18 protein-coding genes and 4 pseudogenes are annotated in these 20,949 nt (G+C 53.7%); 19 read left to right on the forward strand and 3 right to left on the reverse strand.

The genetic code is table 11. From position 1 onward, the window contains the following. The first annotated feature begins 3 nt into the window (after positions 1 to 3). From mutM to JCM12539_RS07665, 19 genes and pseudogenes are all read left to right on the forward strand, one after another. A complete protein-coding gene (gene mutM / locus JCM12539_RS07580; protein ID WP_054650452.1) occupies positions 4 to 849 on the forward strand; it encodes a DNA-formamidopyrimidine glycosylase in 846 nt (281 codons plus the stop codon). A 3-nt stretch (positions 850 to 852) separates the two neighbouring features. After that, on the forward strand, positions 853 to 954 hold the full coding sequence (locus JCM12539_RS14735; RefSeq protein WP_156302135.1) for a dephospho-CoA kinase: 102 nt from the start codon (positions 853 to 855) through the stop codon (positions 952 to 954). Next, on the forward strand, positions 951 to 1,556 hold the full coding sequence (coaE, locus tag JCM12539_RS12725; RefSeq protein WP_156302136.1) for a dephospho-CoA kinase: 606 nt from the start codon (positions 951 to 953) through the stop codon (positions 1,554 to 1,556). Before JCM12539_RS14735 ends, coaE begins: the two co-directional genes overlap by 4 nt. A 2-nt stretch (positions 1,557 to 1,558) precedes the next feature. Continuing rightward, on the forward strand, positions 1,559 to 2,032 hold the full coding sequence (gene nrdR / locus JCM12539_RS07590) for a transcriptional regulator NrdR (protein ID WP_054650480.1): 474 nt from the start codon (positions 1,559 to 1,561) through the stop codon (positions 2,030 to 2,032). A gap of 132 nt (positions 2,033 to 2,164) precedes the next feature. Then, positions 2,165 to 2,368, forward strand: coding sequence for a hypothetical protein (locus JCM12539_RS07595; RefSeq protein ID WP_054650454.1), 204 nt, complete (start codon positions 2,165 to 2,167; stop codon positions 2,366 to 2,368). Beyond that, positions 2,368 to 3,573 (forward strand): DnaD domain protein, encoded by a 1,206-nt coding sequence (locus tag JCM12539_RS07600; protein WP_054650456.1) that lies wholly within the window; start codon positions 2,368 to 2,370, stop codon positions 3,571 to 3,573. The genes JCM12539_RS07595 and JCM12539_RS07600 overlap by 1 nt, the downstream gene beginning before the upstream one ends. A gap of 2 nt (positions 3,574 to 3,575) precedes the next feature. Further along, a pseudogene (dnaI, locus tag JCM12539_RS07605) lies at positions 3,576 to 4,507 on the forward strand (primosomal protein DnaI). Between the two features lie 639 nt (positions 4,508 to 5,146). After that, a pseudogene (thrS, locus tag JCM12539_RS07610) lies at positions 5,147 to 7,131 on the forward strand (threonine--tRNA ligase). Between the two features lie 239 nt (positions 7,132 to 7,370). Then, on the forward strand, positions 7,371 to 8,036 hold the full coding sequence (locus tag JCM12539_RS14110) for a hypothetical protein (RefSeq protein WP_056957169.1): 666 nt from the start codon (positions 7,371 to 7,373) through the stop codon (positions 8,034 to 8,036). Continuing rightward, positions 8,003 to 8,221, forward strand: coding sequence for a sortase family protein (locus JCM12539_RS15565; protein WP_420835974.1), 219 nt, complete (start codon positions 8,003 to 8,005; stop codon positions 8,219 to 8,221). The genes JCM12539_RS14110 and JCM12539_RS15565 overlap by 34 nt, the downstream gene beginning before the upstream one ends. Before the next feature lie 250 nt (positions 8,222 to 8,471). Further along, positions 8,472 to 9,302, forward strand: a complete 831-nt coding sequence (locus JCM12539_RS07625; RefSeq protein WP_054650462.1) for a YitT family protein — start codon at positions 8,472 to 8,474, stop codon at positions 9,300 to 9,302. Positions 9,303 to 10,136: 834 nt separating this feature from the next. After that, complete coding sequence (gene infC, locus JCM12539_RS07630) at positions 10,137 to 10,667, forward strand: translation initiation factor IF-3 (RefSeq protein ID WP_202812992.1); 531 nt, start codon at positions 10,137 to 10,139, stop codon at positions 10,665 to 10,667. 27 nt (positions 10,668 to 10,694) lie between these two features. After that, on the forward strand, positions 10,695 to 10,895 hold the full coding sequence (gene rpmI / locus JCM12539_RS07635; protein ID WP_054650464.1) for a 50S ribosomal protein L35: 201 nt from the start codon (positions 10,695 to 10,697) through the stop codon (positions 10,893 to 10,895). Between the two features lie 53 nt (positions 10,896 to 10,948). Further along, a complete protein-coding gene (gene rplT / locus JCM12539_RS07640; RefSeq protein WP_054650466.1) occupies positions 10,949 to 11,305 on the forward strand; it encodes a 50S ribosomal protein L20 in 357 nt (118 codons plus the stop codon). Between the two features lie 320 nt (positions 11,306 to 11,625). Next, a pseudogene (gene argC, locus JCM12539_RS07645) lies at positions 11,626 to 12,656 on the forward strand (N-acetyl-gamma-glutamyl-phosphate reductase). A gap of 10 nt (positions 12,657 to 12,666) precedes the next feature. Then, entirely contained in the window at positions 12,667 to 13,860 is a 1,194-nt protein-coding gene (gene argJ / locus JCM12539_RS07650; protein ID WP_054650468.1) for a bifunctional glutamate N-acetyltransferase/amino-acid acetyltransferase ArgJ, read from the forward strand. Positions 13,861 to 14,164: 304 nt separating this feature from the next. Continuing rightward, positions 14,165 to 14,905 (forward strand): acetylglutamate kinase, encoded by a 741-nt coding sequence (argB, locus tag JCM12539_RS07655; protein WP_054650470.1) that lies wholly within the window; start codon positions 14,165 to 14,167, stop codon positions 14,903 to 14,905. A gap of 13 nt (positions 14,906 to 14,918) precedes the next feature. Further along, positions 14,919 to 16,067, forward strand: coding sequence for an acetylornithine transaminase (gene argD / locus JCM12539_RS07660; RefSeq protein ID WP_054650472.1), 1,149 nt, complete (start codon positions 14,919 to 14,921; stop codon positions 16,065 to 16,067). A 100-nt stretch (positions 16,068 to 16,167) separates the two neighbouring features. Further along, on the forward strand, positions 16,168 to 16,998 hold the full coding sequence (locus JCM12539_RS07665) for a DNA/RNA non-specific endonuclease (RefSeq protein WP_054650474.1): 831 nt from the start codon (positions 16,168 to 16,170) through the stop codon (positions 16,996 to 16,998). A gap of 97 nt (positions 16,999 to 17,095) precedes the next feature. Here the strand turns inward: JCM12539_RS07665 and trpX are convergent. The 3 genes and pseudogenes from trpX to JCM12539_RS07680 form a co-directional block, all read right to left on the reverse strand. Next, positions 17,096 to 18,094, reverse strand: a pseudogene (gene trpX / locus JCM12539_RS07670) (tryptophan ABC transporter substrate-binding protein). A gap of 934 nt (positions 18,095 to 19,028) precedes the next feature. Next, positions 19,029 to 19,985: an NADP-dependent oxidoreductase gene (locus tag JCM12539_RS07675; RefSeq protein WP_054650476.1), complete on the reverse strand. Its 957-nt coding sequence runs from the start codon at positions 19,983 to 19,985 to the stop codon at positions 19,029 to 19,031. A gap of 18 nt (positions 19,986 to 20,003) precedes the next feature. Further along, complete coding sequence (locus JCM12539_RS07680) at positions 20,004 to 20,648, reverse strand: HAD family hydrolase (protein WP_054650478.1); 645 nt, start codon at positions 20,646 to 20,648, stop codon at positions 20,004 to 20,006. Between the last annotated feature and the right edge of the window lie 301 nt (positions 20,649 to 20,949).

Genomic DNA, 20,949 nt, shown 5'->3' on the forward strand with positions numbered 1-20,949 from the left:
ATCATGCCAGAATTACCAGAAGTGGAGACGGTTCGGCGCACGTTAACAGGATTGATTAAGGGCAAGCAAATCGTGGCTATCGGGACAAACTGGGAAGCTATCCTACGCGATGGGTTGGATGAAGTCCGTGCCCGGTTGGTTGGCGAAACCTTTACCCGTGTGGATCGTCGTGGTAAATATTTATTGCTCCGGTTGACGGGGGACTGGACGTTAGTGAGCCATTTGCGCATGGAAGGTAAGTACATGTTGGCCACGGACCACGAAATGCCCCACGAGCGGTGGACGCATGTCTGGTTCACCTTTGCCGATGGGTCCGAATTACGCTACATGGATTCGCGTAAATTTGGCCGTATGAACGTGGTGCGTACCGGCACCGAAAACGTCGCTATTAGCGGTCTAGCGTCCATGGGTCCTGAACCCGTGGCGTCGGATTTTACCGTGGACGACTTTGCCGCTAAGCTGGCCAAGCATAAAAAGGCGATTAAGTCCGTGATACTTGACCAGGCCACGGTTGCTGGTGTGGGGAACATCTACGCCGACGAAAGTTTGTGGCGGGCCCGGGTGCACCCCGAACGTCCTGCAAATTCGTTGACTTTGGCCGAGGTTACGCGGCTACATGACGCCATTATTGAAATTATGGCGGAGTCCATCAAGTTACGCGGGACAACGGTCCACTCGTTCGTCGATGCGGCGGGGCAAGTCGGCGGTTTTCAAGACCGGCTGGCTGTGTACGGTCATCAGGGTGAGCCTTGTCCGCGTTGTGGTACCAAAATTGTCAAAATTAAGGTCGGCGGTCGGGGTACGCATTTTTGCCCGCATTGTCAGGTGGCACCCGCAAAGGCGGAGTAGTCAGTGGAGGAATTGGGCATGACGTATAAGTTAGGTATTACTGGCGGTATTGCGACGGGTAAGACGACAGTTGCCAACGATTTTCGCGCGGCGGGTACCCCGTGATTGATTTAGATGTAATCGCGCGGGCGGTTGCGGCTCCCGGCAGCAAGATTCTGTCGCAGCTCCAGCACGAATTTGGGAGTATGATTATTCAGGGCGACGGCACGCTGAATCGCGGCCTGTTGGGCAAAGTTGTTTTTGGGCACCCACGGCGTTTGTCGAAGCTGAACGCAATTATACAGCCCGCCATTCGCGAACGGTTTGAGGGGGAACTAGCGGAGGCGGTTGCAACGGGAGCTGACTTGGTCGTTGCTGACGTACCCTTACTGTATGAACAGAAGTATGAGGACTACTTTGACGGCGTGGCGGTGGTGACCGTGCCAGCGAAGCAGCAACAGGAACGCCTGGCTGTGCGTGATGGCTTGACCGTTAACGAGGCGTTGGCGCGGATTGACGCACAACTGCCACTAGACGAGAAAGTGGCCCGCGCCGACTTTGCATCAACACCGACGTTCCCGCCGAATTGCGACGCGTCGAGGTTCAGCAGCTTATTGCGCACATCCTCAACACGCACAAGCTGTGAGTTTTGGTATAATGGTGACAATAGGTATCGTGTGGCGCCGTTCGTGACGTCAACACAGGTCGAATATTCCCTGGGGGTATGAACGTGCAGTGTCCACATTGTCATAAAAATAGCTCACGGGTCGTGGATTCACGGCCAACCGAGGGCGGCGAGGCAATTCGTCGTCGTCGTGAATGCGAAAATTGCGGTTTCCGGTTCACCACCTTTGAACGGGTTGAACAGACACCGCTATTAGTCATCAAGAAAAACGGTACGCGTGAAGAGTTTAGTCGCGAGAAGGTTCTGAAGGGCTTGATTCGTGCGGCGGAGAAGCGGCCGGTCACTATGGAACAGATGCAGCAGATTGTCGAGCAGGTTGAGGCCAAGATTCGGGCGATTGGTGAGAACGAAATTTCGAGCCAAAGTATTGGTGAGTTCGTGATGCAGAAGCTGGCTGATGTCGACGATGTGGCCTACATCCGGTTTGCTAGCGTTTACCGCCAGTTTAAGGATATGTCCGTGTTCATGAATGAATTGCAGGGCATGATGGATAAGGAACACGACGGCGATAAGAAATAGTGGGCGCAAGCGGGGGATGGCTCCGGTTGCGCCCCGCGCGCTTATGGTCGCAAAGTTTGTTGCGCCTCACGGGGGTGCGTGAATTAGGCATCGCCCAGTTAGGCGACAGCTAAGCAAAGGAGGCGGGGGTTCGTGCAACGTCCAGCAAGTTTTCAACCACAAAATGATTATTTAGCGACTCAAGCAACTGAGTACAGTGATGTTGACCGACGGACGTTGACGTACTTATACCAGCCAATCATCGGCCCGGTTGCTACGGCTTTGTATACTAGCCTTTGGGCGGAGAGTACCCGGCACCCCGTGTTCTCCCAGGACCGGCACCCACACACGCGCTGATGGGGATACTGGGTGTAAGCATTGACGAGCTCTACGATGCCCGCGTGCGGCTAGAGGCTATGCAGCTGGTGCAGACCTTTTCGCAGGTCGATCAGCAGCGGCATTACGTGTATGAAATGCACGCACCAGTTACGCCCGGTGCTTTCTTTGCGGACGATTTACTGGGCATCCTGCTGTTTGATACGGTGGGCGAAGAACGGTATGAAGAGCTGGTGCACGAGTTCGAACTCACACCAGTGCGGAGACAGGATATGCACAACGTGTCCCTGCAGTTTAGCGACGTCTTTAACCTAGTGGCTGCACAAGCCACCCAGCCACCGGCTGCGGTTAGTGCGGCCAAAGACGCGGTAATACCGGCGGGAACTGGCAGTCCGGAAATCGCTGGTGTGCGGTTGGACTGGGATCTGTTGGCTAACCTCGTGGGCAACACCAATATCCAAAGTGGGGCGCTCGCGCAGAATCAGCACGCATTACAGCAGCTGGCGGGATTCTACGGTTTGGACGAACCGACGTTAGCGGCACAAATTGGTCAGGCGCTGGATTTACTAACGGGCAAGCTCGACATGGCCCGTTTGCGCAGTAACGTTGAGCAGCAGTTTGAACGGGGGCACACCCGCCACTTTGCTCCGCGCGGTAGTGATGCCACTGCGACATCGACTAACGCTAACGCGCAGGTAACCGTACAACCGAGTCAACCCAGTGATCAACGGGAGCAAGAGATGCTGACTAGGGCAAAGTCAATGACTCCCCGAGAGTTTATTAATGCCGCCAAGCAGGCGCGAGATAGCCGGATGTTTGCCAGTCGGAGTGAGATTAAGGCTTTGCAGCGGTTAGCGGACCGTGGCATTTTCTCGCCGGCCACGATTAACGTCATGGTTGATTATGCTTTGCGAACCAGTGATAACGGCAACGTCAGCGAAAAGTTTTTGGATTTACTCGCCAACAGCTGGGCTCAGGCTGGCGTCCACACACCAGAACAGGCGTTAACGCAAATTCACGAATATGCTGCCGGCAACACTAAGCAACAGCAACGGAGCAAGCGGCGGTCCAATAGTAAGCGCGGTGGCCGGAGTGAACCGGTGCCGGAATGGGCTAAGAACGACTATGTGGCTCCGAAAGAGGCGGTTTCCGCCGATACTCAGGCCCAGTTAAACGCCCAGTTGCAAGAACTAGCGCGTAAACGTCAGCAGAAAAAGGAGCAGTAGCTATGGCACAACTTGAACGATTATCGGCGTACCTCCAGCGCCACTTTGCCGACCATAATTGGGGGCGCCAGTACCAGCAAACGATTGATCGCGTACTCAAAAACGGGGATGTGCAGCGGTTTTTGACGGCCAATGCTGCCGAACTCACGGAGGCCACCGTGGACGCGGGTGCCGCCAAACTGTTTGAATACGTCAAGTTGCGAGAGGAACTGGACGCGGGGGCGACCCCACCCATTCCGGGGTACGAACCACAGTTGGTTATGAGTAACCACCAGATTGATATTGCCTACCAGCCAAGTGCGGATAAAGTTGCGGCCGATGCCCAGCGTGCCAAAGCTAGCTTGGTAACGGTCATGAACATGCCAAAGGATATCCGTGGTGCTGACCTATTGGCCTATGATCAACAGGACCGAACGGAGGCACTTGCTGCAGCGACGATGTTTGTTAACGCGGTGGCCAAACCGGATCGTGGTCACGTGCAGGGACTTTACTTAACTGGTGCCTTTGGCGTCGGTAAAACATACTTACTGGGAGCAATTGCTAACGGCCTCGCCGACTTTGGCGTTGGCACGACACTGCTACACTTTCCTACCTTTGCGGTGAACATGAAGGGCAGCATTGCCACCAACACCGTAACCCAGGAAATTGATCGGGTTAAGCGTGCGCCGGTGCTGATGCTGGACGATATCGGCGCTGAGTCGTGGAGTGCCTGGCTGCGCGACGATGTGCTCGGCGTCATTCTGCAGTACCGGATGCAGGAAGACCTGCCGACTTGCTTTAGCTCCAACAAAACGATGGACGAACTCGAAAACTTTTTTTTGCCGGCCGCGAGCAGGGGAATAGTGAGACCGTTAAAGCTCAGCGCATTATGCAGCGCATTCGGTTCCTGAGCCGGGAAATTGCCGTGGGTGGACGGAACCGGCGGCCACAGTAGGTGGCGGTGCGAAAGGGTAGGCCGGTGTGGAGATTCTGCCGCTAGTGCTGCTACATTGACGGCGAATGCTACAGCGCTCCCGCGTTAGTCGTGCGTATGAAAACGAGCTGCGCAGGCCCGAAAGCGACGCATAAGCTACTAACACCAAAAGGCCAAGTGCGGGCCTTTCGGCTATTACTGCTACCTTAACGGCGAATGCTACAACGCTCCCGCATTAGTCGTGCGTATGGAAACGAGCTACGCAGGCCAGAAGACGCCACATAAGCAACTCTAACCAAAAGGCCAAAACCGGGCCTTTCGGTTAGAGTTGCTTATGTTCTGTCTTCTAAACGGCCTGCACCGCTCTCTTAAATTGTTTGCCTTTCGTAAACATCTGTGTTTTAATACAAGTATCGAAGACGGAAGCAAAAAGGAACTGCAACTTCAGAGAGCACGATATTAGCTGGAACTCGTGCATGCAGGATCCGCACCACTTCTCGAGATCTGCCGCAAGGCCCTGAACTCTGGTTACGGGTGAACAAGTGGGCGCAGTGTCGTGCTGTGCCAAGCTGGGTGGAACCGCGAAGTGTATTCGTCCCTGATGTCATTAATGACGTCAGGGATTTTTTGTTCCCGCCAAAAAGAAAGGAAGAGTTACATATGTCTATTTCATTGAAGTTCCCAGATGGTAACGTTAAAAGCTTTGACGACGACGCAACCGTATTAACCGTTGCCCAGTCCATTAGCAACCCTTGGCAAGAAGGCCATCGCCGGTAAGCTGGACGGTCAATTCGTTGACCTTAACGCACCGCTCTCCCACGACGGCGCCATCGAAATTGTCACCAAAGATGGTGACGATGGCCTCGCCGTTCTGCGTAACACCGCCGCCTTTGTTCTGGCAGCCGCACTCGCCGACCTCAACCCTAAGATGCGCTTCGGTGAAGCCCACGCCGATGAGGATGGCTTCTACGTTGATACCGATCAGGATGGTGCCCAGATTTCCGTCGATGAACTGACCGCCGTCAAGGACAAGATGAAGGCCATCATCGCCGCTAGCGATCCCATCAAGTCCGTTAGCCTCAGTCAGGCTGACGCAGCCGCAAAATTCGGCGACGACCCATACCGTAGTCAGTTGGCCCAAGAAGCCGGCGACCCCATCGCTGCGCACCAGCTGGGCGACTTTGTTGGTTTCCAGGAGGGTGCCCTGTTACCTGACCTGAAGCCCCTCAAGCACTTTGCTCTGCTCAGTGTTGCCGGCGCCTACTGGAAGGTAAGTCTTCCAACCCAATGCTCCAACGGATTTACGGGACGGCGTACTACAAAGAAGCGACCTGGAAGCTGACGCCCAGCGTCGCCAGGAGGCCAAGGAGCGTGACCACCGTGTGATTGGCCGTGATTTGGACCTGTTCTTCGTTGACCCCAAAGTCGGTGCGGGTTTGCCATACTGGATGCCTAACGGTGCCACTATCCGTCGGACCATTGAGCGTTACGTCATCGACCGCGAAGTTGCTGCCGGTTACGAACACGTCTACACGCCAGTGCTAGCTAACCTGGACGTTTACAAGACGTCTGGTCACTGGCAGCACTACCGTGAGGACATGTTTCCACCAATGGACATGGGTGAAGGCGAAATGCTGGAACTGCGCCCGATGAACTGCCCAAGCCACATTCAGATTTACAAGCACCACATCCGCTCATACCGTGACCTGCCAATGCGGATTGCCGAACTGGGTATGATGCACCGTTACGAGAAGTCTGGTGCGCTATCCGGTCTGCAGCGTGTGCGTGAAATGACGCTGAACGACGGTCACACCTTTGTCGCTTTGGAACAGGTGCAGGACGAATTCAAGAAGATTTTGCAGCTGATTATGAGTGTGTACGCGGACTTCAACATCACGGACTACACGTTCCGTCTGTCCTACCGTGACCCAGCAAACACCGAGAAGTACTTCGACGACGATGAGATGTGGAACCGGAGCCAGAGCATGTTGAAGGGCGCCATGGATGACCTGGGCCTGGAGTACTACGAGGCTGAAGGCGAGGCAGCGTTCTACGGACCAAAGCTGGACATCCAGACCAAGACGGCTTTGGGTAACGATGAAACCATGTCCACCATCCAACTTGACTTCATGCTGCCAAAGCAGTTTGAACTCAGTTACGTTGGTGCCGATGGTGAAGAACACCGTCCCGTGATGATTCACCGTGGGATTGTCGGCACGATGGAACGGTTCATCGCTTACCTGACTGAAATCTATAAGGGTGCATTCCCAACATGGTTGGCTCCAACTCAGGTTGTAATGATTCCGGTGAACAACGATGCCCACCTCGACTACGTTAACGATGTGAAGGCTAAGCTGTTGGCTGAGGGCATCCGCGTGAAGGTTGACGACCGTAACGAAAAGATGGGTTACAAGATTCGCGAAGCCCAGACGCAGAAGGTACCGTACACAGTCGTTGTTGGTGATGACGAACTGGCATCAGCATCCGTGTCCGTTCGTCGCTACGGGGAGCAGGATTCGATGAGCCAGTCGGTCAACATGTTCATTTCGGCGATTGCGGCCGACGTAGCAACTACTCACGGACTGACGCCCGCGCCAATAATTAATCATGTGTTTTGTAATGCACAACAAAAATCGTCTAATTGACTGATTGTTCTATTAGCGCTTGCTAACATCATACTGATAGCATGTGCAAAGTTGCCCTAGCCTGTTATGGTAGGGCAATTTTTTTTACCTTAATTTACGCATCCTAAACAATACTTACAAGAAATAAGTTGTCGCCGTATACCACGGCGCGTATGCTTAAGATGTTCAAAGGAGGTGTTGGGGAACACCGGAATTCCCGCGAACCAGCTCGCCGGGGTGTGAGTTTAGGGGTGTTATTTATGAAAACTAAATATGCAGTTTTAGGTACAGTATCCTTAGTTGTCGCGTCGGTGGGGCTGTGGGTGGGTCATCCACAAGCTCATGCTGAGCAAGCAGTAACGGCTCGTGTGGGTCGCATTCAGCAACCTGAACCTACTGACAACTTACTGGCACACGCTTTGGTTCAAAGCGCGGCCCGTAAGCAGGACATTCAGCAGTCCGCTACCCAATCAGGTAATAAAGTGCAGGCTGGTGTTGCAACAACTAAGGCAGTCAATGAGGGTTCCGCAGCGACCGCCCCGGCCGGTCAAGCGAACACGAGCGCAACAGCGGCTGGTACCCAGGATAATCAGGTTAACGCGGGTGGGGGCGCCACCAGCACAACCAGTAGTACTACTAGCTCAACGACGCAGGTTACACAACCGACAACCACGCAAAGTCAGAGTGCAACCAGCGCACCGCAGCAAAGTAGTGCGGGTCCTAGCATCAGTTTTCTGGGCATCACGATGCCTGTAATTCAGGGCAACATGAGTGTCACAACGCTCCCGCTGGTAACCTGGTGGAGACATGGGGCGGCCAGACACGGCTATCCGTTAGTGATGGTCAGTCCACACACATTATTGGGCACAACACCTCCAGCTTTGGTGCTATTATCCAGCTGGGTATCGGTAGTGCCATCACCGTAACGGATGTGGATGGACAGGTACGGACGTACCACGTAACGAGTACGGCGGATGTCAACGACCAGGGCTACGATATTCACACTGGTCAAGACGCATGGAATCACATTGTTAGCGCGGGCCAAGGCGAGCAAATCGTTTTGCAGACCTGCCTCTCGGGTACCATTAACCGCCTAGTATGGGCCCGGTAATGAAAGATTTAGTAGTGAGTAACAATTAAACACCCGCGACGATTAATTACGGCTCTGTATACCACCTGAATTGGTGGATGCGGGGCCGTCTTTGTGTCCGGTAAAAATTTATGTTTTTAGTAAATTAGGATGATTGATAGGCTTTTGTACTCACGGTAGGCTCATCTAACTAGATTTTATGGTGTAAAATTGATACACTAGTATTAGTAAAAAGTGATGGTGACCAAAAGCAGTTAAAGAGGAGAAACTTATGCGCACAATCAAAACTAACGCCTGGTACCGGATGGGGTTCATCACGGTAGCGCTAGCGGTGATTGCGATGAGCATTAACATGTTCTTTGCCCCGCACGGTGTTGCCGCTGGTGGTTCAACCGGTATTGCAATTATTTTATACGAGGTTTGGCACGTGCCGGTGGCCATGAGCACCATGGTGATTAACGTGGCCTTATTGTTGTTGGCCTACTTTTTGGTGGACAGGTCAACCAGCATCCGGATATTATACGGAAGCCTCATGTTGCCGCTGATTATGGCGGTATTACCGATTACCAAAGTTGTGGAGGATAAGCTGCTGGCTATTCTTGTCGGTAGCGTCTTAATCGCGGTTGGCTTTGCCATGCTGTACATGGTGGATGCCTCTAGTGGTGGGACAACAGTTCCGCCACTGATTTTGAAGAAACACTTCGGTATTAAAACGGAAAATAGCCTGTTTGTAATTGATGTAGCCGTTTCATCATTAAACATTATTGTGTCGGGGTGGGAAGCGTTCATTTTGGCCGCATTCTCCCTGCTGATTACGCGGATGGTGATGAATTATATCGCTACGGGGTTGGACCGCAAGCGCATGCTCCACGTTGTGAGTGAACGGCAACTACCGACGATTATGCGGGCCATTGAATCCGTATATGGTGACTTGGTGACGACGGTTTTGGTGGCTGGTGATGACGAGGGTGATGGCCGGGACGTGCTGTTGGTTGTGACGGACCAACCCGAGTACAAAGACGTGGTCTTGCTGATCCACAAGCTGGATTCTCGGGCCCTCATTATCTCTGGTGAGGTCGCCGACGTCCATGATGGGCAGTAAGACAGTCTTATGGTGGCGGTTCTGACCGGTGGGGGTTCCATGGGCTACTGCGCCTTTGTGGACCACTCCACGGTGACCGCTGCTAGGGCGAAACCTCCAACCGCAAAAACCGCGGTTTCCGGTGCGACTTAGAGCCTGCCTGCCAAGCCCGGGCAGCCAGTCTCTAAGTTCGTCGCGCAGTACGTCACTCCGTTCCTACAGCGGCAAGCCCCAAACAGCGGTCACCGTTCCGGGTCCAGTCGTCTCCGCACCCCACGGCACCCCCAACGGCCAGAACCACACTTGCGCACGAATCTACTAATGAGCTGGTAATCGTCCACGACCGCATCAATAACTAGCCAGTCTGAATAACGTACGAGTACAGCACCAGGACACTTGAGATTAGAGCAATTGAAAAATCAAGAACGCACAGCCGAGGCTTCCAACAGCACACCTGACAGGAGCGGTGACTGCCATAGTAGCGTGAGGCCGCGTCGGTCGGCTTGGTGAGCGGAGGCGTGCGGGGGCGGAGCGGAAACCACCTACTACCACTCTGTATCGGGAACCCGTGGGTGGGCGTTGGGACGTAGGGCACGTAAGCCGCAGTCCCAACGCCCACCCGCGCGTTCAAGTCACCATGTTTCGCCCTCCGCTTCCTGCCGGTTACGAATAAGTTACGTTTGACATTGGTGGGCTTATCAGGTATGCTATTTTCTGTTGAGAAAAAGCAGAAGTTGCCCGCTTCTCGCCCAAGTCACTGACCTCTAGGCTCTAATGTACGGATATACATGGATGGCGGGACGCTTGTGTCTCGCTGTCTTTTTGTTTTTTTCTCGGTAAACTAAGTGGAGGTGAATCGTTATAGCTAAAGATATGATGGTTAACGATGGGATTCGTGCTCGCGAGGTACGTCTTATTGCCGAAAACGGTGACCAGCTGGGCGTACAGTCCAAGCAGGATGCCCTGAAGTTAGCAGACGATGCAAATTTGGATTTGGTTCTTGTCGCTGCGAAGGCTAAGCCACCAGTAGCACGGATCATGGATTACGGGAAGTTCCGCTTCGAAGAACAGAAGAAGGAACGCGAGTCCCGTAAGAAACAAAAGACCGTCAGCATCAAGGAAGTTCGTCTTAGTCCTGTGATTGAGGAGAACGACTTTAACACCAAGCTTAACAATGCCGTTAAGTTCCTGAAGAAGGGCGCCAAGGTGCGTGCTTCTGTCCGTTTCCGTGGTCGTGCAATCACGCATAAGGAAATTGGGCGTCAGGTCCTGGACCGGTTTGCGGAAGCCACGGCGGATATCGCCACGGTTGAAACACGCCCAAAGATGGACGGGCGGAGCATGTTCTTGATGCTCACCCCGAAGGTTGACCAGGACAACAAGTAGTAACACATATTTTTAGGAGGAAAAATCATGCCTAAGTTCAAAACTCACCGCGCTTCTGCCAAGCGTTTCAAGCGTACCGCTAGTGGTCTACTGAAGCGCGGCCACGCGTACACATCCCACCGTTTCCACGGTAAGACGAAGAAGCAGCGTCGTCAGTTGCGTAAGTCTGGCTTGGTATCGGCAAGTGACATGCGTCGTATCAAGAAGATGGTTTCCGGTATCAAGTAATTGTTCCGGCAATTACTGTTCGAAGTTCGTGATTTTTTTAGGAGGAATAAATTATGCCACGTGTTAAAGGTGGAACAGTTACTCGTAAGCGCCGTAAGAAGGTAATGAAGCTCGTTAAGGGTTACCGTGGTTCTAAGCACCGTTTGTTCAAGGCCGCTCACACCCAGTTGATGGTTTCTTACCGTTACGCATTCCGGGACCGTCGTGCAAAGAAGCGCGAATTCCGTTCAATGTGGATCGCTCGTATCAACGCCGCTGCGCGTATGAACGACATTTCTTACAGCAAGTTGATGCACGGCATGAAGGTCGCTGGTATCGACATGAACCGTAAGATGCTGTCCGAATTGGCCATCAACGATCCTGCCGGCTTCACGGCAGTTGCTGATGCTGCCAAGGCAGCCATCAAGTAATAGTACTTGAATAACGTTTTCCGGTCTAGCCGGTACGTTTACGCGTCCTCTTCGGAGGGCGCTTTTTTTAGTACCGTTGATCATCTTCAAAAAGCTCTGTGATTTTTAAGCGAATACTCGGATGTACTGCATAAACATTTGTATATATACAGTTTAAACCGGATGGGTTCCACTCCAAGCGGGGACGAATGAGGCTTGGCAATACGGCGTTTGTGCCCTTAAATAGAATTAAATTCACAAAACCACTTGCATTTTCAGGTATTCGCCGTATACTAAAAATATTCAGAAAAATGTATATTTGTTAGGAAAAGGTGATTGCTGTGCGAGTAGCGTTAGTGGGAGTAACCGGATATTCCGGCATGGTTTTGTACCAGATGTTAGCAGGACATCCGCATGTTGACGGGGTGGATCTTTACGGTCATAACCTCACGGAGCCAGTCGCATTGGCGTCGGCAGTGCCCCAATTTGTTGGGGCCACCGACGTCGTGCTGCAACCATACAGTGAGCAGGTGGTGATGGCTCAAGATGACGTCGTTTTCTTCGCTACCTCTGCCGGTGTGACCAGGACGGCCGCGGTACCGTACATTACGGCCGGCTTTCCCATGATTGACTTATCCGGGGATTTGCGGCTGAAGCAACCAGATCTATATACGCAGTGGTACCACAAACCGGCTGCGGCAAAGCAAATATTGGCCCAAACGCACTACGGATTATCCGATTTGCAAAGTAGCGCGGGTATGGCAGCTATTGCCAACCCGGGCTGCTATGCCACCGCGACCTTGCTGGGACTTGCGCCGCTGGTTCAATCCGGACTAATTATGACTGATAGCATTATTGTTGACGCTAAGTCCGGGACTTCGGGAGCGGGTAAACACCCCGGTGAGTTAACGCACTTTAGTCAGGCTAATGAGAACCTCCAAGTGTATAAGGTGAACCAGCACCAGCATATTCCGGAAATATTACAGCAGTTACAGGTTTGGGATCAATCCATTGCGGCCATTCAGTTTAATACCACGTTGCTACCTATTACGCGCGGTTGATGAGTACCATCTACGCGCGGGTATGGCCAGACGTCACGGCGGCCGCAATCGACGAGGCCTTTACTAGTACGTTTGCCGACGTGGCGGGTGTCCGCTATACCGGCGACCGGTTGCCGAACTTGAAGGAAGTCGTGGGGACGGATTATTGCGATGTGGGGGCTGTCTTTAACCCCACCACGGGCATGGTTATGGTAGTGAGCGTCATTGATAACCTCATCAAGGGTGCGGGCGGCCAGGCCATCCAAAATATGAACCAAATGTTTGGTTTTCCGGAAATGGCCGGAGAACCTGTCAACGTTATCTTGCCATAGGGGGATTAGCATGGAATATCAAGTTAGTACGGAGTTTCTTTGGCCACAGGGTTATTACGCGGACGGGGTGCACGCCGGGTTACGCAAGGTGAAGCCCGATATGGGGTGGCTAGTTTCCACCGTTCCGGCAGCGGCCGCTGGGACGTATACCACTAACCAGTTTCAGGCCGCCCCCACCCGCCAAACCAAGCAGCTCATCAGCACGAATCATGAACTCCAAGCGCTGATAATGAATAGCGCTTGTGCCAACGCAGTCACGGGCGCTAAGGGTGAGGAGAACGCAGTCACCATGCGCGAGTTGGCCGCGGCTAAACTCGACCTGCCTGTACATATGGTGGGGGTGGCTTCAACTGGTGTGATTGGTGAACAACTGCCAATGTCCGTTATCCAACACGGCATTGACTTATTGGCCCGCGAACAGGATTTAAGGGTCACTGAGGCCATCCTGACGACCGATAAGCACGCCAAAACTGCGAGTGTGACTTTGCCCATTGACGGGCAAACGGTAACTATTTCTGGATTTGCAAAGGGTTCCGGCATGATTCATCCCAAAATGGCAACCATGCTGGGGTTTGTGTTCACGGATGCGGCCATTGCGGGCCCACGGCTCCAAACTTTGATCAGTGAGTTAGTCGACACGACTTTTAACCAGATTACGGTTGATGGCGACACGTCAACTAACGATATGGTGGTTGCGCTGGCCAACGGCTGTGCGGCTAACACGCCATTAACCCCGGAACACCACGATTACGACAGCTTCAAGGCTGCTTTGCGCTACGTGCTGATGGTGTTGGCGCAGGATATCGCGGCTGACGGTGAGGGTGCAACCAAGTTGGTGGAGGTGAATGTTGCCGGGGCCGCTAACGCCGTGGAAGGGCAGCAGGCGGCCAAAGCGGTTGTGGGCTCTAACTTGGTGAAGGCGGCCGTCTTTGGCGCGGACCCGAACTGGGGACGTATTCTAGCCGCGATTGGGCAGACAGACGTGCAGGTCGATGTGCACGCTGTGGACGTCGCGATAAACGGCATTGCGGTGGTGGCGGCTGGTTTGGGCACTGACTTCGATGAGGGACAGGTGCAGGCCACGATGGCGGGCGACAAAGTTGTACTGGACGTTGATCTACATGTGGGTGATGCCACCGGACAGGCTTGGGGATGTGATCTGACCTATAAGTATGTGCAGATTAATGCGGCGTATAGGAGTTAGAGAGCGGAGCAGGCCGTTTAGAAAGCAGAGTATAAGTTACTATCACCGAAAGGCCCGTACTTGGCCTTTTGGTGATAGTAACTTATACGTCGCTTTCTGGCCTGCGCAGCTCGTTTTTATAAGCAAGACTAACGCGGAAGAGCTGTAGCATTTTCCGTAATCGAAGCGCGAGTGGGCTTGGCCTTTTGGTTAGAGCTGCTTATGTGTAGCCTTTCTGGCCTGGGCAGCTCGTTTTAGAGTTAGAGAGCGGAGCCCCGCGTTCAGAAACTGGAGCAAATTCGTACGTCAAGGAGGAAATTGCTAAATGACCGAAACCGTTGTAATCAAATTGGGTGGTAATGCCACCGAGCAACTGACACCGCAATTCTTTGACCAACTGGCCCGGTGGCGAGCTGCCGGCGTGCGTGTCCTCATGATTCATGGTGGCGGGCCACAAATTAACGCGTGGAGCGAACGCCTAGGCCTGACGGTGCACAAACGCGGCGGTATCCGTGTAACTGACGCGGACACGTTGGCCGTTACCCAGGCGGTGTTGCTGGGCGTGGTACAACCGGCTTTGTGCCTGACTTTGCATCAACACGGACTGCCGGTCATGGGGTTGAACACCACCGATAACGCATTGCTCACGGGGACGTTGCTTGACCAGCAGCTCTACGGTGCAGTGGGCAAAATCACTCAGGTTAATACGACTGTGTTGAACCGGGTATTAGCCGACTATGTGGGGGTGTTAGCGCCGCTCGCACAGACTAGTGATGGCACGATGTTGAACGTTAACGCCGACATGGCGGCAGTCGCCGTTGCGCGTGCACTGGGCGCCACCAGGTTAATGATGGTGACCGATGTTCCCGGTGTCATTGTGAACGGGACCACAGCCGCTACAATCGATCCACAGCAGGCCAGCCGCTGGGTGCAGCAACGAATTATCACTAGCGGCATGGAAGCCAAAATTAATGCGGCCATTGATTGTGTACACGCCGGCACGCAGGTGAACATTACGAATGATGTGACCCGTCCGGGGACGATGGTCTTGTCCGCTGCGATGTAAGGGGGATGGAAAGATGACAACGAGTTTGTTTAACAATTATGGCCGACTACCAATCGACCTGGTGGACGGTCACGACTGGTTTTTGGTTGACGACACGGGGCACGAGTACTTGGACTTTACGAGCGGTATCGGCGTCTGTAGCCTGGGCTATAGCAACGGTCCGGTGGTGAAGGCTGTCACCCAGCAAGCTGGGCGCGTTTGGCACACCTCCAATCTGTATGACAGTGCGTTGCAGGAAGAAGTTGCGGCGCTCCTGACGGCGCCTGATCAGCTGGCCTTTTTCTGTAATTCTGGAACGGAGGCTAACGAGGCGGCCTTCAAGTTGGCCCGTAAGGCTACCGGTCGAACCCAGGTTTTGGCGTTCAACAATGGTTTTCACGGTCGGACGTACGGTTCAATGTCGCTGACGGGTAATCCCGACATTCAGGCTGGGTATGCACCCCTTGTCCCCGACGTCACCTTTGCAGATTACAACAGTCCTGATGTCCTTACGGCGATTGGCCCCCACCTGGCCGCCGTGATTCTGGAAGTGATTCAGGGTGAGGGCGGGGTGATACCCGCTGATACTAAGTGGCTGCAGGCGGTAGGGGCGGAGTGCAAGCGTCAGGGTGTCCTGCTGATTGTTGACGAGGTGCAGACCGGCATTGGGCGAACCGGGACTAAGTTCGCGTACATGGCAGCGGGCTTAGACCCCGACATTGTGACGGTGGCTAAAGCTTTGGGTAACGGGTTACCCATCGGTGCGATGTTGGGCAAAACTGCGTTGGGTGACGCTTTTGGTCCCGGTGCCCACGGTTCCACCTTTGGGGGTAACAAAGTCGCGTTGGCTGCAGCGCGTGCCGTGCTGCAGCAACTGACCCCAACGATGTTGGCCGGCGTGCGAAGCAAGGCCGATACGCTGTGGAATGAGCTCGACACCGCCGTGGCTAATTTGTCTGTGGTGACGGGCGTGACGGGGCGTGGTTTGATGGTCGGCATTCATCTGAAAGCAGAGTTACCCGTGAACACGGTGCTGGCTAAACTGCGGCAGCAGGGAATGCTGGCGCTGTCCGCCAAGCATAATACTTTGCGGCTATTACCCCCGTTAATCATGTCGGAGGCCGACCTGGAGCGCGGCGTGGATATGATTCGTAACGCGATAATGTTCGCAACCAACGACTAATTGTCGTCGCGACCGTGGCATTTTTGTGCAAAGAGGGACGTGTTGTCGGTGCTCCCGTGATATCATGGTTCTATTAGAATGAATCTGGGGGAAACACAACATGGCACGCAAGCGCAAGACGCGAGTACGCAAAAGTCAGATTGGTGGGGTGCTGGCGGTAATTGTCATTGCCCTACTGGGGTTATACCGGACCGGCGCACTGGATGGTGTTATGGACCGCGTGGGCATTACCCAAAGCATTACCGCCAAGACTAGTGGCAATAACGCGGTTGACCAAGATGCGTACAAGCAACTTACTCAGCTCACCTTTAGTTCCGGATCGGCACCAGTTGTTCAGGTGAATGGCGGTAAGAGCACACTGACTGCCAGTACCTGGCAGAGCAGTCACATTGACTATGGCAACTTGGACCGGCTCAACCGCACAACTACGGCGACTGCGTATTTGAGTAAGGACAATCTGGGTAAAAGTGAGGGCCGTCCCAGTCAGGAGTGGACTCCCACCGGCTGGCATTATAATCGTAGTGGCCAGACGGAAATCTACAATCGTGGGCACCTGATTGCTTACACGTTAACCTTTAACATTAATAGTGATGGTAAGCACGAACAGGGGGCGGAGGGCAGTTCTGACAACCCGAAGAACCTGGCCACACAATCGGCGTACTCCAACCAGGTGCTGATGCAGATCTATGAGGGTAAAGTTCGCCAAGCGTTGGTTGACGGGAAACAGGTTATTTATCAGGTGACGACAGTTTTCCGCGGGGATGAATTAATGCCGCGGGGCTACTGGGCGCAGGCAATTTCAACTGATGGTACGGTGAATTTCAACGTGTATATTTATAACGTTCAGCCTGGCTATCAGTTTAATTATACTGACGGTAGCGCACAGGCGGATTCAGCCATGAAGGTTGATGAATCCGGTTTGGACAATTAGATTATTTGCAACAAACAAAATGCCGCAACGCGTGCAACTACCAGTAGGGGTTGGTAGTCGCACGCGTTGCGGCATTTGTTGTAATTTTGGCGCTTAATTAGTAAACTTCACCGTTCTTCTCGGCGCCATTAACGACTTTAGCGGGCAGCTTCAGGCCAATCTTTTTGGCTTCGGCTTTGTTGATTACGTAGTGGCCCTTAGTCACCATCTTGACTGGGTAGGTGGCAGGGTTCTTACCCTTCAGCACCTTGCCGGCCATCTTCCCGGCTTCTTCACCCAGCTTGAATTGGCTCACGGCGTATGCCGCCACGCCGCCGTCTTTGACCATCGTGTTGGCAGCAGGAATCACGGGTACCTTTTCATTGTTGGCAGTGTTCACGAGTGTTTTCATGGCCGCGGCGACACCATTATCTTGTGGGGCGTAGATGACGTCGGACTCGCTGGCCATCTTGCTAGCGACCTGTTGCATATCGTTGGTATTCGTAATCGAGTACAGCTTGTACTTCAGGCCTTCCTTCTTGCACAAGGCGGCCATTCGTTTGGCGTTGAAGGTGCCACCGTGGTCGGAAGTAGTGTAAATAATTCCGATTTGCTTAGGCTTTGGCACGATGGCTTGATCAGGTTGAGGTGTTGTTTAATTGGTGAATCGCCGGAGGTACCGGTGATGTTGCCACCGGGACGCTTGTTGGATTTCACCAGTTTCCCGCCAACGGGGTCGGTAATACCGGCCAAGATAACGGGGTGCTTGCCGTTTGCGGCGGTGGCCAATCCCTGAGCGGCAGCGGTAGCGATACCGACGGTCAGGTCGACGTTTTGACTTTCAAAGCGATCGCTCATGGTTTTGATGTTACTCTGGTCGCCCTGGGCGTTTTGGAAAACAATTTTGACTTTTTTTACCCTTGTAGCCCTCTTCGGCCAGTCCCTTGACTACACCTTTGTGGATTTCATCGAGGGCGGGGTGTTCAAGCTGTTGCAGGATGCCGACCTTGGGCACGCTAGCGGCTTTAACGGACTGGGCTTGGGGACCACGAACGCTGATCAGGGCGGCGGTGGCGAGGGTGGCAACGGTGAGTAGTGCGGTATAAATCTTCTTCATAAATATTTCCTCCATTGGTGGGGGTGGACACCCCACGAGCTGTGTGACTGGTTGAGTGGGTACAAAAAAAAGGGGCAAACCAGCAGTTACTCTGGTTTGCCCCTAGTTAGTTGGGCCGCCAAAGTCTGCCGCGGATTCCGCGGACAGGCTTGTGCGTATATCACACAAAAGTTGCCGGCGCGGATACAATCCTGTTTGCCAGGTTGTATCGTCCGAAACGAATACAACCGACTAGCGCCAGCTTTGCATGATTGGTTTAGTGAACTTTGTGTGAAAATACTCATTTTGGCGTCCTCCTCTGTCATTTGTTGGTGTAAGTATAGCCATGGAGTTTTAAGGTTGTCAAGGGGAAATTTGAGAGAGAGCGGAGCAGGCCGTTTAGAAAGCAGAGTATAAGGGTCCCAACCGAAAGGCCCGGTTTTGGCCTTTTGGTTGGGACCCCTTATACGTCGCTTTCTGGCCTGCGCAGCTCGTTTCCATACGCACGACTAACGCGGGATCGCTGTAGCATTCTCCGCGATTGAGCGCTAGTGGGCTTGGCCTTTTGGTTGGAGTACCTTATGTGGCGTCTTCTGACCCGCGCAGCTCGTTTTAATAAGCAAGGCTAACGCGGGAGCGCTGTAGTATTTTCGCGATTGAAGCGCTAGTGGGCTTGGCCATTTGGTTGGGACCCCTTATACGTCGCTTTCTGGCCTGCGCAGCTCGTTTTTATACGCACGAGTAAATCGGGCCCACTGCCGCATTCTCCAACACAGTAACAAGTCCGCGCAGCTCGTCTTCTGCCGTAAGTCAAGCGTTGTTCCCGGTATTATCATGTTTTTGGTTTTAATAAGTAAGACTAACGCGGGAGCGCTCTAGCATTCTCCGCAATAGCAACTCCATTGGCACTAGCATACGGCTAAAGCCATTTACAAGTCATCTCCCGTCCTAATCGTTAATCTTCTTCCAATTCCTCCGCCACGCAGACAATCTTCCCGGCCCCGTGGCGGGTGAGAATTAGCTCGTGGGCGGCGATAACACCGGCAAGGGTCATGGGCAACTTTGTGGCAATGGGTAGATGAAATCCGTTGTCATTTGCGCACGCAGAATTGAGCAGCGCAAACGCAGATGGTACGTTCGGACGGGGGCCCGCGCCCACCTGTAGGTAAGTTGCGTTAGGCTTGATGGTTTTATCGACCGTGCTAAACGCCACGCTCACGTACTGGCCATGCCGTTGTAACATCCGCACACCAATCCCGTGATCGTTGCCCCCGGCGCTGGCGTTCACCACGTAGTCCGCCTGGTCGGCAAAGCGGGCTCCCACATCTTCCAGATCGTAATGACCGATTTCACCTGGATTGAAGCTGGCTAGTGTTTCGTGATGATGGCTGTTAGCGATGGCGCTGGTTTTAAGGCCCAAGTACTGGGCAAACTGAAGTACAACGCTACCAACACCACCGGCCGCGCCAATCACCGCAATGGTTTTACCAGCCTCCGTCCGTAATAGGTCGGTGAGGATACTGTAGGCGACCACGGTAGATTGGGGCAGTCCAGCTGCCTCGGCAATTGAAATGGCGTCGGGGATATGCGCAACTTTGCTGGTGCTAGCCCGCACATACTCGCTGTATCCCCCAATGGGGCGGTAATTCATCACGCGGTCGCCCACAGCAAAGTCGCTGACGTTGGGACCGACAGCGGTAATCACGCCGGCAACGTCCACCCCTGGCACAATCGGAAAGTCGAGTGGGCGGTCCTTAGCGGCGGCGCCTGACCGCAACGTTGCGTCGTACGGGTTAATCCCGAATCCCAGCACGTGGATTTGTACCTGACCGTCGTGGGGTTCTGGTGTTGCGGCCTCGATGGTGGTAAATACCTCCGGACCGCCAAATTGGTTAAATCCAAACCGGTTCATGGCTACCTCCTCAATAATTTACGCAAGTGCACTAATGTTTGCTAAATCAAGAATTGCTTCTGGTCGGGTCAGAAAATGGTCGGCCTCGGTAAATCCTGCGAGGTTATGTGCCCCCCAGGTTGCCACGGCGAAGTCCACGTGGGCGGCTTTGGCGGCTTGCATGTCCGTTACAGTGTCCCCGATATACAAGGTGCGCCCGTGATTAGCAGGCAGTTCGGCCAGAGCACGCAGAATGGGATCGGGCGCCGGCTTGGGAGCGATGTCGCTCGCGTAGGTGACGATAGTGTCAAAGTAGTCGTTCAACCCGAACCACGTGAATTCATGCGCCAATTCGGAAGCCGTTTTGGCGGTAATGATACCCATCATGATGCCACGGTGTTGCAGGTGAGCTAGAGTCCGGCGCATATTGGCAAAGACATGGACCTGGGTCTGCCGTTCCTTGGTCAGTTCGGTCCACAACGAGGCTACCTTGTCCTGTTGCGCTGCTGTCAGGCCTAGAGCGGCCAAAGTTTGGTCGCTGGGGATGCCCAATGAGTAGGTTAATTCATCGTGGGTCTTGTGCATACCGACAGTTTGAACCAGCGCGTCCTGTAGCGCACCGATAATAACGTCTTCCGTGTCGATAATGGTGCCGTCGATGTCGAATAAAATGGTCGCATACATAAAAGGTACACCTCCTAGGGCGGTTTTTGAGTTACTGTAACCGCTTACTATCATCATAACCTATCGGACGCGCACCGCCAAGGCTTTCCGGTGGCAACGGCCTAAATTTGGTTAGATTGCGGTAATTGTTGTAGGAGGAGTGATTGTCCACAGACGGCAGCGTCGGATGGGGCGGCGAGAACGCGCGGGTGGAGTTTGGGGTTGCGATTTACGTGTCCTGCGCCGTGATTGCTTCACCCGCACGCTCCAGCCCGTTCCGGGTTTCCCACGGATTTTAGAGCCCGAAAAATGACGTGTATCC

It is taken from the genome of Lacticaseibacillus pantheris DSM 15945 = JCM 12539 = NBRC 106106, assembly GCF_001311175.1.
Classification (GTDB): domain Bacteria; phylum Bacillota; class Bacilli; order Lactobacillales; family Lactobacillaceae; genus Lacticaseibacillus; species Lacticaseibacillus pantheris.

Bases quoted from the DNA above. Each gene is read 5' to 3' on its own strand.
- JCM12539_RS07625 (WP_054650462.1), top strand. From the start codon at position 8,472: ATGCGCACAATCAAAACTAACGCCTGGTACCGGATGGGGTTCATCACG.
- argD (WP_054650472.1), top strand. From the start codon at position 14,919: ATGACAACGAGTTTGTTTAACAATTATGGCCGACTACCAATCGACCTG.
- mutM (WP_054650452.1), top strand. From the start codon at position 4: ATGCCAGAATTACCAGAAGTGGAGACGGTTCGGCGCACGTTAACAGGA.
- rplT (WP_054650466.1), top strand. From the start codon at position 10,949: ATGCCACGTGTTAAAGGTGGAACAGTTACTCGTAAGCGCCGTAAGAAG.
- argJ (WP_054650468.1), top strand. From the start codon at position 12,667: ATGGAATATCAAGTTAGTACGGAGTTTCTTTGGCCACAGGGTTATTAC.
- rpmI (WP_054650464.1), top strand. From the start codon at position 10,695: ATGCCTAAGTTCAAAACTCACCGCGCTTCTGCCAAGCGTTTCAAGCGT.
- JCM12539_RS14110 (WP_056957169.1), top strand. From the start codon at position 7,371: ATGAAAACTAAATATGCAGTTTTAGGTACAGTATCCTTAGTTGTCGCG.
- JCM12539_RS07675 (WP_054650476.1), bottom strand. From the start codon at position 19,985: ATGAACCGGTTTGGATTTAACCAATTTGGCGGTCCGGAGGTATTTACC.
- argB (WP_054650470.1), top strand. From the start codon at position 14,165: ATGACCGAAACCGTTGTAATCAAATTGGGTGGTAATGCCACCGAGCAA.
- JCM12539_RS07600 (WP_054650456.1), top strand. From the start codon at position 2,368: ATGGGGATACTGGGTGTAAGCATTGACGAGCTCTACGATGCCCGCGTG.
- JCM12539_RS07680 (WP_054650478.1), bottom strand. From the start codon at position 20,648: ATGTATGCGACCATTTTATTCGACATCGACGGCACCATTATCGACACG.
- JCM12539_RS07665 (WP_054650474.1), top strand. From the start codon at position 16,168: ATGGCACGCAAGCGCAAGACGCGAGTACGCAAAAGTCAGATTGGTGGG.